General features: G+C 39.6%; 12 protein-coding genes and 1 pseudogene. 5 read left to right on the forward strand and 8 right to left on the reverse strand.

All coding sequences use genetic code 11. The features are described from left to right. Positions 1-209: 209 nt before the first annotated feature. The 7 genes and pseudogenes from ruvA to IPO83_06260 form a co-directional block, all read right to left on the reverse strand. On the reverse strand, positions 210-809 hold the full coding sequence (ruvA, locus tag IPO83_06230; GenBank protein ID MBK9730866.1) for a Holliday junction branch migration protein RuvA: 600 nt from the start codon (positions 807-809) through the stop codon (positions 210-212). Positions 810-813: 4 nt separating this feature from the next. After that, entirely contained in the window at positions 814-3,084 is a 2,271-nt protein-coding gene (locus tag IPO83_06235; protein ID MBK9730867.1) for an NADP-dependent malic enzyme, read from the reverse strand. A gap of 1,484 nt (positions 3,085-4,568) precedes the next feature. Continuing rightward, on the reverse strand, positions 4,569-5,657 hold the full coding sequence (locus IPO83_06240; protein ID MBK9730868.1) for a beta-lactamase family protein: 1,089 nt from the start codon (positions 5,655-5,657) through the stop codon (positions 4,569-4,571). 244 nt (positions 5,658-5,901) lie between these two features. After that, positions 5,902-7,494 carry a T9SS type A sorting domain-containing protein gene (locus IPO83_06245; protein MBK9730869.1) on the reverse strand — a complete coding sequence of 531 codons (1,593 nt, stop codon included), beginning with the start codon at positions 7,492-7,494 and terminating at the stop codon, positions 5,902-5,904. A gap of 123 nt (positions 7,495-7,617) precedes the next feature. Continuing rightward, positions 7,618-7,905, reverse strand: a complete 288-nt coding sequence (locus IPO83_06250) for a PhzF family phenazine biosynthesis protein (GenBank protein MBK9730870.1) — start codon at positions 7,903-7,905, stop codon at positions 7,618-7,620. Positions 7,906-7,921: 16 nt separating this feature from the next. Beyond that, positions 7,922-9,088, reverse strand: a complete 1,167-nt coding sequence (locus IPO83_06255; protein ID MBK9730871.1) for an IS4 family transposase — start codon at positions 9,086-9,088, stop codon at positions 7,922-7,924. A 118-nt stretch (positions 9,089-9,206) separates the two neighbouring features. Continuing rightward, positions 9,207-9,715: pseudogene (locus IPO83_06260) on the reverse strand (PhzF family phenazine biosynthesis protein). Between the two features lie 105 nt (positions 9,716-9,820). On the opposite strand from IPO83_06260, the gene IPO83_06265 reads away from it, so the two are divergent. The 4 genes from IPO83_06265 (at position 9,821) to IPO83_06280 (ending at position 12,936) form a co-directional block, all read left to right on the forward strand. Beyond that, positions 9,821-10,024, forward strand: coding sequence for a hypothetical protein (locus IPO83_06265; protein MBK9730872.1), 204 nt, complete (start codon positions 9,821-9,823; stop codon positions 10,022-10,024). A 70-nt stretch (positions 10,025-10,094) separates the two neighbouring features. Then, a complete protein-coding gene (gcvH, locus tag IPO83_06270; GenBank protein MBK9730873.1) occupies positions 10,095-10,475 on the forward strand; it encodes a glycine cleavage system protein GcvH in 381 nt (126 codons plus the stop codon). Between the two features lie 53 nt (positions 10,476-10,528). Then, positions 10,529-10,939, forward strand: coding sequence for a VanZ family protein (locus IPO83_06275; GenBank protein ID MBK9730874.1), 411 nt, complete (start codon positions 10,529-10,531; stop codon positions 10,937-10,939). Between the two features lie 146 nt (positions 10,940-11,085). Further along, entirely contained in the window at positions 11,086-12,936 is a 1,851-nt protein-coding gene (locus tag IPO83_06280; protein MBK9730875.1) for a tetratricopeptide repeat protein, read from the forward strand. A 278-nt stretch (positions 12,937-13,214) separates the two neighbouring features. On the opposite strand, the gene IPO83_06285 is transcribed toward IPO83_06280, so the two are convergent. Next, positions 13,215-15,035 carry a hypothetical protein gene (locus IPO83_06285; protein ID MBK9730876.1) on the reverse strand — a complete coding sequence of 607 codons (1,821 nt, stop codon included), beginning with the start codon at positions 15,033-15,035 and terminating at the stop codon, positions 13,215-13,217. A 272-nt stretch (positions 15,036-15,307) separates the two neighbouring features. Here IPO83_06285 and IPO83_06290 point away from each other — a divergent pair, with 272 nt between their 5' ends. Further along, on the forward strand, positions 15,308-15,715 hold the full coding sequence (locus IPO83_06290) for a hypothetical protein (protein ID MBK9730877.1): 408 nt from the start codon (positions 15,308-15,310) through the stop codon (positions 15,713-15,715). Positions 15,716-15,893 lie beyond the last annotated feature (178 nt).

Here is a 15,893-nt window from a genome sequence, read left to right on the forward strand (position 1 = left end):
TCACACAGATACATGATTACTGTTACAGGATATGACAGCAAACAAATTGAAAAGTGTTGTTGAACGCATTTATCGGGGGCAAATTGTTAATTTTTGTTTGAAAAATGAACTACTACACTTCTATGCAAACTTTGGAAGCCTTTATGTGCCCAATCTGATCACACCTTTCACGTTCATACGCTTCCAAAGCTGACTTATATGTACCCATTTCAGATCGCCTTTAATGTTAGTTTTATCAACTCCTCGGTACTCCGCTCCTCGTTGCTGCCGGACATTACTTTTTGCACCGCTTGTTCTGCCTGCATCCTTGAAAACCCGAGCATTACGAGCGCAGCTAACGTTTCCTCTTTTACATTATTACCTCCGGGAACGATAGCTGAAGTTGCTGTAAAATTCTTTCCCAGTTTGTCTTTCAGCTCAAGTATAATCCTCTTGGCTGTTTTCGGACCAATGCCTTTGATGCTCTCCAGCAATTTCACATTATCGGTTACGATTGCCCGTTGAATTTCCTCAGGTGACATGGCTGATAGGATCATGCGAACAGTGGATGCACCTACACCCGAAATGCCGAGCAACTCAGTAAAAATATGTCGTTCTGATTCCTCAAAAAAACCATACAGAGATACTGTAATGGGACTTTGCACACTGCCGCCAAGATGCAAATAGGTATGGAGTTTACAAAATGATTTGTTCTGAATCCTGGCATAGGTGTTCAATGAAATATTTACAAAATAACCCAGTCCACCGGATTCAATCACTACATGCGTCGGCGTTTTTACAGTTATATTTCCTTGTAAATAAGCTATCATTCGATCAGGGCTTTGACTGTGCATCTATTACAGCAATGGTAACCATATTTACAATTTCACGAACGGAACTTCCAAGTTGCAGAATGTGAACCGATTTCTTCAATCCCAGAAGAATAGGGCCAATCGCTTCTCCTGCTCCGAGCGATTGCATCATCTTATACGCAATATTACCTGCTGACAGATTCGGGAAAATTAAGGTATTAGCGCCCCCGTTAATCAATTCGCAAAACGGATAATTGTCTTTCAGTAGTTCTGCATTAAAAGCGAAGTTGGCCTGCATCTCTCCATCCACGATCATGCCCGGATATTTTGAGCGCAGCATTTGCACCGCTTGCGCAACAGCTTCCGGTTCTTTTCCTTTTGTAGATCCAAAGTTAGAATAGGAAAGCATGGCGATACGTGGCTGAATATTGAGTTGCTGCACAGCATTGGCTGCAAGAGTGGTGATATCAACCAGGTCTTCAGCCGTGGGACTAACGTTTACTGTACAATCAGCAAAAAATAACGGACCGCGCTTGGTAAGCATGATGTACATGCCTGCCACTTTCTTTGCACTATCGCGTGTGCCGATCACCTGCAAGGCAGGCCGGATCGTTTGCGCATAATTCCTGGTAAGCCCCGAAATCAATGCATCAGCTTCACCTTCCATCACCATCATGGAACCGAAATAGTTGCGGTCGCGCATCAGCTTTTTTGCTTCATACAGCGTAAGGCCTTTGCGCTTTCTTTTTTCAAAAAGCCACGCACCGTAATTGGAACGCACCGGTTCCATTTCTGTAACATTGGGATCAATAATCAATACGTCTTCGAGATCAAGGCCGTTTTCTTTAATCAGATCCTGTATCTTTTTTACAGGCCCTAAAAGAATTGGTTTTGCAATACCTTCTTCGCTAACAATCTGAGCAGCCTTCAAAATCTTATAATTGTCGGCCTCAGAAAAAACCACCCTTTTGGGATCCCGCTTAGCTTTGTTCACCATCACCCTTACAATGGCATCATCACTTCCAAGACGTTGGGATAATTCATTCGCGTAAGCATCCCAATCTGAAATAATATGCCTGGCTACACCTGAATCAATTGCCGCCTTTGCAACGGCGGGTGCCACTGTGGCGAGTAGCCTTGGGTCGATGAGTTTAGGAATGATGTATTCTTTCCCGAAAGAAATATTCTTCTCATTGTAAGCCATATTTACCATGTCAGGCACCGGCTTTTTCGTAAGATCAGCCAATGCGTGCACTGCTGCCAGCTTCATGGCTTCGTTGATTTCTTTGGCTCTTACGTCAAGCGCGCCACGAAAAATAAAGGGAAAACCCAATGCATTATTTACCTGGTTGGGGAAATCGGAACGGCCCGTAGCAATGATTGCATCCGGACGTGCTTCGAATGCATCATTGTAAGGAATTTCAGGATCAGGATTGGCGAGTGCAAAGATGATTGGGTTCTCTGCCATTGTTTTTACCATTTCTTTCGAAACGATATTTCCTTTGGACAACCCAAGAAAGACATCTGCATCTTTTAACGCGTCATCAAGTGTATGTACATTCCGATTGGTAGCAAATGGTTTTTTGTATTTATCAATTTTGGTTCTGTCGCTTCGTATTACACCGGTACGATCTATAAGAAGGATATTTTCTTTTTTAACTCCTAAAAACATGTAAAGCTTTGCACAGGAAAGAGCGGAAGCACCGGCACCGGAAACCACTACCTGAACTTCTTCAATTTTCTTATTTACGATTTCAAGAGCGTTGAGTAACGCTGCACCGGAAATGATTGCCGTACCATGCTGATCATCGTGCATAACCGGAATATTCATCTCTTTACGTAGCCGCGCTTCAATTTCAAAGCAATCAGGCGATTTGATATCTTCGAGATTGATGCCTCCGAAGGTTGGTTCCATGGCTTTTACCACTTCCACAAAATGGTCAATGCCTGTAGTGTTTAGTTCTATGTCAAAGACATCGATATCAGCAAATATCTTGAACAGGATCCCTTTGCCTTCCATAACAGGTTTGGCCGCTTCGGGACCTATATCGCCCAGACCTAATACGGCGGTTCCATTAGTGATTACTGCGACGAGGTTACCCTTCGCAGTATAGGTGTAAACCTTGTCTTTGTTTTCTGCAATTTCGAGACATGGCTCAGCTACGCCTGGAGAATAGGCCAGCGCAAGATCGCGCTGGGTCTTTGTCTCCTTGGTAGGCACCACTTCAATCTTTCCCGGGCGCCCTTTACTGTGATAATTAAGCGCGTCCTGCTTACTGATCTTTACCGCCATGATTATTATTTTCCAAAGAAATCAAAAAGTAAAAGGCCGCTAAAATAGACATTTAGAACCTAGGCAAAACATGATTGATACTGTATCAAAGCATGGATGAGCAAGGTTACTAAAATGAACAAGGATCAAACTTTCTGTTCAGGTTGACTTTCGTAAATGTGATGCGTCTTCCCGGTAGGAATAAATAGCTGTTCGACTTGTAAGTTGATTTTAAACTGCAGGTAAAAGTTAGAATCGATAAGCGACGATTTTTTTGGAAGGCCGAAGATAGGGAATTCGGAGATAAATCAAGTTGGAAAATGGGAGGTGGTGTACTGAAAATTGGATATTCTTTTTGCCTCAGTGATTATAAATTCGGAAAACCTTTGCCATGGAAACAGGATATACATGGAGAAAATTAAAAAGTAGTCAGGATTCATAGATTCAAATTGTATTTGCCACGGAAGAACGGATTTACTCGGGGAAAATAAAAAAGTAGTCAGGATTCATAGATTCAAATTGCATTTGCCACGGAAGAACGGATTTACTCGGGGAAAATAAAAAAGTAGTCAGGATTCATAGATTCAAATTGCATTTGCCACGGAAGAACGGATTTACACGGAGAAAATTAAAAAGTAGTCAGGATTCATAGATTCAAATTGCATTTGCCACGGAAGAACGGATTTACACGGAGAAATTAAAAAAGTAGTCAGGATTCATAGATTCAAATTGTATTTGCCACGGAAACACGGATTTACACGGAGAAAATAAAAAATAGTCAGGATTCATAGATTCAGATTGCATTTGCCACGGAAACACGGATTTACACGGAGAAAATAAAAAAGTAGTCAGGATTCATAGATTCAAATTGCATTTGCCACGGAAGCACGGATTTACACGGAGAAAATTAAAAAGTAGTCAGGATTCACAGATTCAAATTGTATTTGCCACGGAAAACACGGATTTATACGGAAAAATTAAAAATAGTCAGGGTTCAAAGATTCAAATTGCATTTGCCACGGAAGCACATTCATAGATTCAAATTGTATTTGCCACGGAAACACGGATTTACACGGAGAAAATAAAAAATAGTCAGGATTCACAGATTCAGATTGCATTTGCTATGGAAACACGGATTTATAAGGAGAAAATAAAAAAGTAGTCAGGATTCATAGATTCAGATTGCATTTGCCACAGAAACACGGATTTACTCGGAGAAAATAAAAAATAGTCAGGATTCATAGATTCAAATTGTATTTGCCACGGAAAACACGGATTTATACGGAAAAATTAAAAATAGTCAGGATTCACAGATTCAGATTGCATTTGCCACGGAAACACGGATAGATGGCAATTTTTTTTCGAAGCTGTTCACAGTTTGTATCTCCACTTACTTCAAATAATAATAGCAACGGAATCAACGATAAACACGGAAAATCTATTCACCTTCATTACATGACTCCGTAGTAAATTATTTAGAACACAGAAATAGTTACGAGCTAAACTCAGGGAGTACATTTCCATTCGCTATTAAACAAGTCGATGATTTCGAAAGGCAGTTTATTCCATACGATGTCTTTTGGATAAAGGGCATTACATAAGACTACGATTCCAAAATTATTAGCAGGCGAAATGATCAGTTGTGCGGAATACCCTGGATCATTTCCGACATGAAAAACATATTTTCCATATTGATCGGACTGAAATGCCCACCATCCTAATCCAATCGAGGTTTTAAACGATGGTATTTCCTTCCTGGTGGTCCACATATCCATGAGTGTCGAATGCTCAACTATAGCATTTGATGAAATTGTTTCATTGTAAATAGCAAGGTTGTACAACATCCATTTGCATAAATCATAAGAACAGGAATTGAGGTTACCACACGGTTTGTCCTGCGGAATATCCGGATAATAGCCGGCTGTTTTTATCCGGCCTGTAAGCCAGTTTTTTTTGTGTGGCTTACTTCTCCTGTTTTCACTAATCTGGTTATAAAAAAAACTACTGCTGTCCATGCCTGCAGGAAGCAGCACATTTTCACGAACGTAATTACTGTAAGCCCTGTGGGTTACTCTTTCTATAACAAGACCTAAAAGATCATATCCTGTATTGCTGTATGTTTTTTCACTTAACTGAACGCCGGGTTCAAAACGCAACTTTTTACTCCTGAGTTTTCTTGCAAATTCAGTTAAAGCAAGACTGTCATTTTCTGTCCTGATAAAATGCCTGTTAAAAATATTTGGCAACCCTGAAGTATGCGTGAGCATTTGTTCTATCGTAATGTTCTTGTAACGTTCATCTTTCATTTCAAACTCAGGAACATAATCAATGAGTTTTTTATGAATGTCAATTTTTCCCTGCTCATTTAGATGCATTATTGCTGATGCTGTAAACAGTTTTGAAATGGAGCAGGTCAAAAAATTGGTCGTGCTGTCAATAGGTGCTGTTTTACGGACTTCTCTTGTTCCATAACCTTTTGTATAAAATATGCTGCCGTCTTTGACGATTCCAATTGAAAGTCCGATTATTTTATGATCAGCCATTTCTTTCCACACCACGGAATCGATACTATTAAACTCAGGCAATTGGGCCAAGGAAATTTGTGATAAACACAATAGCAAGGAACTGAACACGTAAATGAAAAACAGGATGCTTTTGGTCATGGGTGTTTACTGGTTTCCTGTTTCTGAAGTCTGATTTCTGAGCAGTAATTTTTATTGATTTTGGAATGATTCAAAACATCCAAAGCCATTGAGGAAACACATTTAATCTTTCCAAATCTTCTCAGAACTGTGGAAAACGCGCTATCCTTAAAACAAATTATTTATCACATTGCCTTTATTTATTTACTTCAAATGAAGTAAAATAATGTTGGCCCCCACCATTGTTCAATACTACTTCCATAAAATAAATACCCTGAGGATAGCCGCTGACATCCAAAAAGAGTCTTTTTTCATTTGACGATTCAAAAGATATGTTTTGCCCCAACACATTTTTTATAGCAAAAGTGGCACAGCCGGAATTGTTTTTCAAATCAATAGTTAACCTGTCAGTTACCGGATTTGGATAAAGGGAAATTTCAGCAGGTTGCTGTGCGGACGCATTAATACCAGTGGCATAATCAAGTTGCATTACCCACCCGTCTGATGTTCCCTGTAAATCAATCACATCTCCATCGTCTGAAAAAGCTGCTCCAGCAACAATTCCAGGTTCAACGATTGCATAGGCAAAATCAGAACCCGAACCACCCAAAGCTACACTGGAAGCGAGGTTACCATTGTTACCAATTTGTACAATCCAAAAGTCCTTGCCTGATCCGTCTTCATTCACCACATCACCATCAACAGAATTGGTAGATCCGGCCATAAAATAACCTGAACCATCGGATAATTTACAAGCTCTTCTGAATTGCTCGCGGTCGCTGCCACCATATATACCCTGCCATTGCACAAGGCCGGCCGCATCGAGTTTCATGGCCCAGAAATCCATGTCACCATGCCATGAACCATTTTCAACCGGCATGCCGGGATCACCGGATTCACCAAAACACATATAACCGCCATCATCAGTGTTCAGCGCATCAAAAATGTATTCGTTGTGCGGACTGCCATAGGTGAAACTGGAAACAATATTTCCAAGCGTATCGATCGTAAGCACCCAGGCATCAGTGGAATCTACACTTTGCCCTTCAAGGTCGCCGTCCGTAGAAGAGGTAAGGCCGAATAAAGCAATATTTCCATTAGCTGCCGGCAATGCTTTGTAAAAATCATCATATCCGTTGCCCCCGTATATTTTATTCGTAAGAATATTTCCCGAATCGTCAATAATAAAAACCCAGGCATCAAACAAAACGGAATCCATGCTCGGCGGCACATCGCCATCGGATGAACTGGTCCGGGACATTACCATGTATTTGTGTCCGGGCAATTCATAAAGATTTCTCGGCACATCGTAAATATATCCTCCGAATGACTTCGCCCAAAGCATGTTACCATTTGCATCCAGTTTCATGGTCCAGGCATCGCTGTAGGCGTGATGACCAACAACATCAAAGTCGTTTGACCATGATTCCGTTACAAAAAGATATCCGCCATCGCTGGTTTGAATAATTTTTGAAAATGGATTGCCTTCTTCTTTGCTGCCACCATAGCAATGTTGCCAGATGATATTTCCGGCCGGATCCATTTTTACAATCCAAACATCATGCACACCATGAACATCACAGTCGGATGAAACATCACCACCATTGTCAGTTATAAGTCCGAAGAGAATGTAATTGCCATCCGCTGTCGGGTAAATATCTTCAATAATATCGTTGCCCGGACCGCCCGGTGTTTTTTGCCAGGCAATCGATGGAGGTGTTTGAGAGAAAGCCAATTGACTACTGAATTGGAATAAAACAAAACACAACAATAAGTAATAAAATTTCATCTATGATTAATTGAATGATTGTAGAAAAAACAAAAGTAAACAAATTGAAAAATTCAGTTTTCGGTTTGAGAAACGGGTGTACGACATTTCTGTTATTTAGTCCTGGTTTATCGCTTCTGCTTACTAAATAGTAATCTCTCCTTCCAGATAGGTAATCGCATTTCCATAGATTTCAACCCGTTCGCCAAGCAGTTTACATCTGAAGGTTCCGACACGTTCTGAAACCTGGAGTGCGGAGAGCTCCGTTTTATTGAGTTGATGAGACCAGTAAGGAGTTAAAGTGGTGTGCGCAGAACCGGTGGCAGGATCTTCATCAACACCTGCATTCGGAGCAAAAAAACGGGAAATAAAATCAACGTCACTTCCTTTAGCAGTTACAATTACACCGAGTGATTTCAGTTGCCGAAGCACTAGCGTTGCGTCTTAGTCAGAACATTATCAGCTGGTTATCATTTGATTTCATTTTTCCTTCCAAATTTATTTCTGAGAATGTTTCTGTCAATGGCATTTTTTCAAATGGAGCTATACTAATGTACTGCAAGAATTCATATAGAGAATTTGGAATGTTTAATTTCTTTTTAGCTATTGCTACAATAACATAAGCTGAAATTGCAACCCAAATTTGAGATCTTACAGCGTTTTCATTTTGACCCCAAAATGATTTTATTTTCAGATGTTGTTTTATCCATTTAAAAAATAATTCCACATTCCATCTGGTTTTATAAAGCTTAGCAATCGTTTGTGGTTTTAATTTTTTGTTATTTGTTAGGAAAACAAAAGTTCTATCAAATTCGTAGTCGTAATACTTTATTCTCCGAAGAAGTTGAGGATAATTTTTCCTGCTGTAAAACCCCTTTAGTTTTATTTCCTGATCACAACGTACATTCATTTTATTATTTATCAGCTTAGATTTCACTCGACAGAATTGGAGATTTTCCTTAGCTCTAACAACAAAGAAAGCTTTCTTTGTGTGAAGAGCAAATAACCTCTCAAAGTCCACGTAGGCTTTATCCATAACATAATATGCACCTGCTGTTATAGGTACTTTATCCAACACATTAACATCATGAACATCTCCTTCTGAAATAAAAATAAATTCAGGAATTGCGGTCTTACAATCCAATAGAGTATGAATTTTAACCGCGCCCTTTGTTGATCGGAATGTAGCCCACCAAAAGACATCCAGGCACAGATCAACTGTTGTTGAATCAAGAGCAAAAATATCACCTTTCAAATCTAAATCTAGCTGATTGGTGTCCGCATAGAGTTCTTTAGCTTGCTCAATTAGCTTCATTCCAAAATCTTGAAAAATTCTCCAATCTCGATTTTCATTTGCTCGCGAAACGGTAGATTTATCAAACACTTTTCCGATTCCGAGGTGAAATAATTTAGGAGCATTTAGTTTAAGACACAATAGGGTATCACTCATGCTTTCACGATGAGTTAGTTGGCCAAAGACTAAACACAGAAAATGTTTCCAACTTGAAAACTCCTTTGTCTTGTAATTGCCATCATACTGTCGAACTATATTTTTGAAGATATCTTGGCTTGCAAAATCCATAATTTGGGAAAATGTCATTTTTCCTTGGTTCATAATCAGCGTTTTATACAAAGAACGCCAGGAATGAATTCAAATCAACGCCAACTTCAAAATGGCTGTATGCCTTTACTGATAAGGATTTCAAAGAACAAACCTCAAAAACAACGCAACGCTAGTGTTGCCGAAGCATTTGAAAATCCGGTTTCAATTGATAGACTTCTTCCCGCGTGTTCAACACGACCAGATAGTTTTCAAATCCTTTATATACTTCTTTGGGAGTAAGGTGCAAGCCTTTCAATAATGCGTCAGGCACTTCAACAGGATTTGGATGATCAGTTGGAAAATTCAATGTCAGCCATTCTCCATCATTTCTTACACCGAGCAAACCGCTGTTGGAGTGAAAATTTAATTCACCAGCATAATTCATGTGACGAAACAAAACATGTGCAGTTGCCAGCGTTGCATGTCCACACAAATTCACTTCAGTAACAGGTGTGAACCATTTAAGATCAAATCCGTCTTTCACCGGAACAAAAAGGCAGTCTCCGATAAGTTATTTTCGAATGCAATCTGCTGCATTTTTTCTTTTGGGAGCCATTCGTTTAATGGACAAACTGCCGCGGGATTACCACCAAATAAATGATCTGTGAAAGCATCAACCTGGAATATTTTAAGTTTCATGGTGGAAAATTTTCATTCCTGATTCCTAATTTCTAATTCTCAATTGCTTCAAAAGTACAATTCAGCAATTAGTCCATAAGCAGTGGTTTCTACTATTTTTACACCATGACAGAAAAACGGAGCATTCGAAAAGCCGTACCCGGAATTGCATTGGCTGCCTGCTTTTTTATTGGCACTGCCACTGGTTTCCTTACCAATGATCTTACCGCTGGCATATTGATCGGATTGGGATCCGGTTTAATCGTGATGAGTGTCTTGCGCATGGTGTTGAAGAGGCGTTCCACTGCTTCCAAAGAAATTGAAGAATAGATTTTTATGACCTGGTATTGTCTATTTACCTTTTTTAAAGTTCCTTTACCTCCGTAAAAAAATACACAATATGAATTTCCCTGACAACTTAAAGTATACCAAGGATCATGAATGGATTCGGGTAGAAGGCAATGACGGATATGTGGGCATCACCGATTTTGCCCAGGGCGAGCTGGGTGATATTGTGTATGTTGATATCGGCAGCACCGGACAAACACTTTCAAAAGACGAAGTGTTTGGTACAGTGGAAGCAGTTAAAACGGTATCAGACCTTTTGCTGCCTGTCAGCGCAAAAATTCTGGAAGTAAATGCCGCGCTGAATGATCAGCCTGATGCAGTAAATAAAGATCCTTATGGTGCCGGATGGATGGTGAAAATTTCCATTACTGATGTTGCAGAGCTCAGCGAGCTGATGGATGCTGTAGCCTACAAGCAATTGATCGGGCAGTAATTAGTGAGTTCGACACACTGATCCGGCTTTCAATTGAATTCATATTTCCTCTTATGACATTGGTAAAACAGTATGTGCTCTTCCTTCTTTGGTTGGTGCTGATTCTTTATTTGTCATTTACGCCATTGAAAAGCTGGCCGCAACCGACCATTTTTCAAAAGTTATATATTGATAAAGTAGTGCATTTTATCATGTATTCCGTATTGAGTTTTCTTTTGATCCGGAGTATGTTCCGGCAACAAATCAAACAACTGCCACGTTATGAAGCGCTTTTAATTGCATTCATTTTTTCTGCAAGCGTGGGCGTAGCAGTAGAATTTCTGCAGCCCATGCTTACCGAATACCGGAAATTTGAATGGATGGATATGGTGGCAAACGCTGCGGGTGCTTTGGGTGGCGTGTTTATTTTCAAATGGCTGCTCTCAAGAAGAAAGATGGGATGGAAAGCGGCATATAGAAAATAATAGTTTTTTGGCATGCACTGTTTCTCATACTTGAATAGGAGATTGATAATATGGAAATTTAATCATGCAAAGAAAAACGGGACGTATGATTTAAAGTCGCGGTACTTAAAGTGGTGATATATACTGTTTAATGTAATTTTGAAAAGATGAAGAAGGTATTCTTGAAAGTTGTTTCGTTTAAAAAAGCAGGACTGTTCGCATTGGTTTTGTTCCTATCGACAGTATTGCATGCGCAAACACAACAGGATGTTCAACTCGCACTTGAATATTTTAAGAATGGCGAGTTTGAGAAGTCGGCAGTGATGTACGAGAAGTTGTATACTAAGGCACCAGACAATACACTTTTTTTCCAAAACTATATTCAAAGTCTCAACGCATTAACACAATATGACGATGCGATAAAGACGATAAAAAAACAAATCAAAAAATTCCCCGGCGACCTTACCTTTTATGTTGACCTTGGAAATGTATATCATCTGAAAGGAGACGACAAAGCGGCGACTGAACAATATGAAGAAGCGCTCAAATTGATTGGCCCTGATATGCCGATGGTAAATAAGCTGGCGTACAAATTTCAAAGTGCAGCATTAAATGATTACGCGATTGAATCTTATATGAAAGCCCGCAGGATTTTTAATGCTGAAAATTCTGATTTGTTTTTGTCGGAGCTGGCCTCACTCTACCGGAAACAAAATGATGTTCCCAATGTGATCAAAACCTACCTCGATATTGTGAATTACAATCCATCTATGGTTGATGATGTGGAAGGCCAGCTTCAACCGCTGATTGAATCGGCAGATTATGCAAGTGCATTGCAGTCAGAGTTATATAAAAGGATTCAGAAAAAAACGGACAATGAAGTATTTGCAGAAATGCTGATCTGGTATTTTATTCAGAAGAAAGATTTCACATCCGCATTTCAACAAGTGAAGGCCCTTGACAAACGCAACAAGGAAGAAGGTCAGCGCGTGTTCCAGTTTGCGCAATCCGCATATGATGAAGGTAATTATGAAGCAGCGTTGATTGCCTATCGTTATATCGTTACGGAAAAAGGAAAAAACAGCATGCTTTACTTACCAGCGCGAACGAGTGAGCTTACTACGGAGAAAACAAAAATTACCATTCAGCATACTTACACGACTGAAGAACTCACAAGGCTCGAAAGCAATTACGAATCCTATTTTGTTGAGTTCGGTAAGAGCGCACAAACTGCCGTCACGATGCGCGATTATGCTAACCTCGAAGCGAAGTATCTGCACAATATTGACAAAGCTATTGACATCGCCGAGGAAGCGCTGAAAATTCCGACCAATGAAAAAAAACTGACCGGATTTCTTAAGCTGGACCTCGGTGATTATAACCTGATTAAAAATGAAGTGTGGGAAGCTACCTTGCTTTATTCGCAGGTTGACAAAGCATTCAAAGAAGATGAATTGGGAGAAGAAGCGCGTTTTAAAAATGCGCAGCTCAGTTTTTACATGGGTGATTTTCCATGGTCGCAGGCGCAATTGGATGTGCTGAAGGGTTCTACTTCTGAATTAGTGGCGAATGATGCGCTGGCCTTATCTGTCTTCATGACCGATAATATAGGATTGGATACAACCACCGTTCCGATGGAAATGTATTCACGTGCCGACCTGTTTATTTTTCAGAATAAATTTCAATCAGCCATTCAGGCATTGGATTCTATCACTACAACATTTCCGGACAATTCACTGGCAGATGACGTGCTGTTTTCCAAAGGAAGAATTTATCTCGCGAAACAGGATTACGCGAATGCAGCAGCAGTGTTTGATCAGTTAGATAAAAACTATTCCACGGATCTGTTGGCTGATGATGCATTATTTCAGTTGGCGGAATTATATGAAAACTATCTCAACGATAAAACAAAAGCGATGGACCTTTATAAAGATATTCTGCTGAAATATAAAGGCAGTATTTATGTGGTGGAAGCGAGGAAACGGTTCAGGGAATTGAGAGGTGATGAGTTGAATTGAGAATTGAGAATAAAGAATCCGGTTGAAATACTTGTCGGAATTGAGGAGATTATTTCTGCCGGTGTTTTTTTATAATCGGAAATTAACGCTGAATTCATATCAGAAATAACAGAATGCAAAATTGTTCATTTTACTGATCAGTTAACAGCACTGCGAAACAAATCTCATTTGGATTATTGAGTTAGTATCCTTGAAACTACCTTTTAAATAATGAAGTCAAGGAAAAAGGATTAAAAATCCGAATTGACTGCAGTATACTTGCAAAAAATGTTTCTGAATTATTTAATCAAAATAAGTTTCCCATTGGAAATGCTGATTCCATCTGCTGTTAAATGGTAAATTAAAACATTACTTGTTTGTGTATTTGATGTCCAGGAATAGGTGCCGCTATTCTCTTTTAGTTTTGCATCCAAAAGCAAATTTCCGAGGAAGTTATAAACCAGAAGTCTTCCCTCTTTTGTCTCAGCGGGAAGTTGATAATCAAAAGTGACTTCATCAGAAAAGGGGTTTGGATACACTTGTAGAAAATTCTGTTTTGAAAAAAGATCATTCACATTAATTCCCAAATCAATAGTATTTAAGGTGGTATTGGTAATAATGGGAGGATTAAAATCAAAATAAATCCCTGCACTGTTGAAAATTTGAGTCCCGCTTTCAAGTTCAGGTTTTTGATCAATGTAATAGGAAACATAACCTTCACTTGCGGCTTCATCGCTGGAACTGTCAGGCAACATAATATTGTTGAATGAAAATTTTACCACATTGCCGAGTACATCAAAAGTGACAGGATGGCTCGACATGAGCGGCCGGAAAGAGGGAATATCCAGGTCCGAATCAAGTGTATCGAGAATAAATATATCTGTAGCTGGTGCAGTTCCTGTATTTTGAAAGTGAATGGTATATGAAAGATCTGTGTCAGGAGGAATCTTACCTTCCAACCCAATGCCCGCCGGCATTACAGACTTATAATTTGGATCATACGATGATCGTACGGTATCGCAAAAAATAAAAACATTGTCAGAAGGGTTTTGATCTCCCGCAATAGGGTCTATAATCAACGTGATGCAAATCGTATCTCCAATTACAGCAAATGAATCTATTTGCACGATGGTAGCGGACACTGTGTTATTCCAAAATGCCCAGAAACTATTGCTGTTGTTCGCATTGAAGTTCCACATCAATGTATCACCGCTAATAGAATCCGCAGGCGGTGTTGTGGAAATATAGATCAGGTTAGGATCATCCAATATCAATTTAGCAATGCCATTCGAAGGGATGCAACTACGGTTGGAAACAAATGATTCTATGGTACGGATGTTCCCTGGTACAAAGGAAATCACTCCATTACAAGGTCCATTTAATCCACCCCAAAGGTCATAAGAGGTAGTTATTGAATTACATACCAGTCCAAAATTATTTCCACTTGCCGGTGCAGTAATAAAATAACCGGCAGACAAAGGACAACCGGAAGCATAACCGGAACTGCTGATTGCAACTGTATCCAACCTTATTTCGCAATCAAGTCCGTTTGGCACCGAAAACCAATAATAACCATTAGCATCTGTATAACTCCACGCTTCATAATTTCCATTTACATACAGAAGAACGGGCACGTAGGTTTCAGCAAGATCGGTTGCATCATAAATACAGTTATTGTTTTGATCAAGAAAAACCAACCCGGAAACATTTCCACAAGTGTCTCCCGCAAGCACCTCATCATTGTGAATCAAAGTATCTGCATTGCCATCAGGTCCTGTGGCAACGTAGGCTACTGAATAGCTTCCCGCGAAAAGATATTTATGTTTGAAAAAATACGCACTGAAATAATCGATGTCAAATGAAGGAATAATATTTACTTTAAAAAGCGTGTCACTGCCATCTCCAAAATTGACATTGATTTCTATTGAATCAGTCAGGTAGTTATATCCCGAGCATTGTCCGCTTAATTGAAATGGAAGCATTAATGGTATAGGGCAATGCGAACTGTACAAAGAATCGTCAGCGTATTGAATAAAGATGGTTGTTTGTCCCTTTAACTCATTGGTGAAACTGAGCGCTGAGAAAAAGATGATACTCACCATAAATAATTTTTGAACCATAGCACAGTATTTTAAAATTATTAACTATTCCGTCGTATAAATTACTATCTTCAGTTCAAGAATCTAATGCAACGAATTTAGTGAAAAACTTCAGACTTCCCTTAGGCATTCTGGCATGCGTTGGTCTTGTCGCGATTATTTTTCTACAGACCCGGTGCACAAATAATTCAACTCCAAAGGAATTAACCAACGAGCAAAAAATTGCAAGGGGAAAATACCTGGTTACGATAGCCTCCTGCAATGACTGTCATTCTCCGAAAATATTTACTGCAATGGGACCAATTTTAGATAGCACACGTTTGCTTTCCGGTCATCCCGCGAATAGCCCATTGCCCAAAATTGATACAAATGCTTTGCATCCGGGTTATTGGGTTACCGGAAGTCCGGACTTAACTGCATGGGTAGGCCCATGGGGAATGTCGTTTACTGCCAATCTCACTCCTGATTCAACTACAGGCATTGGTGCATGGAGCGAAGATGCATTTATGGGTACACTCAGAACAGGCCATCATCTTGGATTACCCGGAGGAAGATTAATAATGCCACCGATGCCATGGGCTTTTGTAGGCCAGATGACAGACGACGATCTGAAATCAGTATTTGCTTACCTTAAATCTTTGCCTCCAATCAGCAATGCCGTTCCAACTCCAATTTCACCGGCTGATGTGATGAAGATGTAACTCATTTTCATAGCAGAACATAACTGGTAGGTTTTTTTCCTTCAAAAAGTGAGTTACATAAATTTGTTACACTTACCTTTTCATTCCGTCCTTTTTGTAATGCTGAAGAAGGTAGATCTGTGTCAATAGCAATCAGCTGCCAAAGTCAGCAAAATGATCGTTAAAGATCAAAGATTAA

The organism is Chitinophagaceae bacterium (assembly GCA_016717285.1).
Taxonomy (GTDB): Bacteria; Bacteroidota; Bacteroidia; order Chitinophagales; family UBA10324; genus JACCZZ01.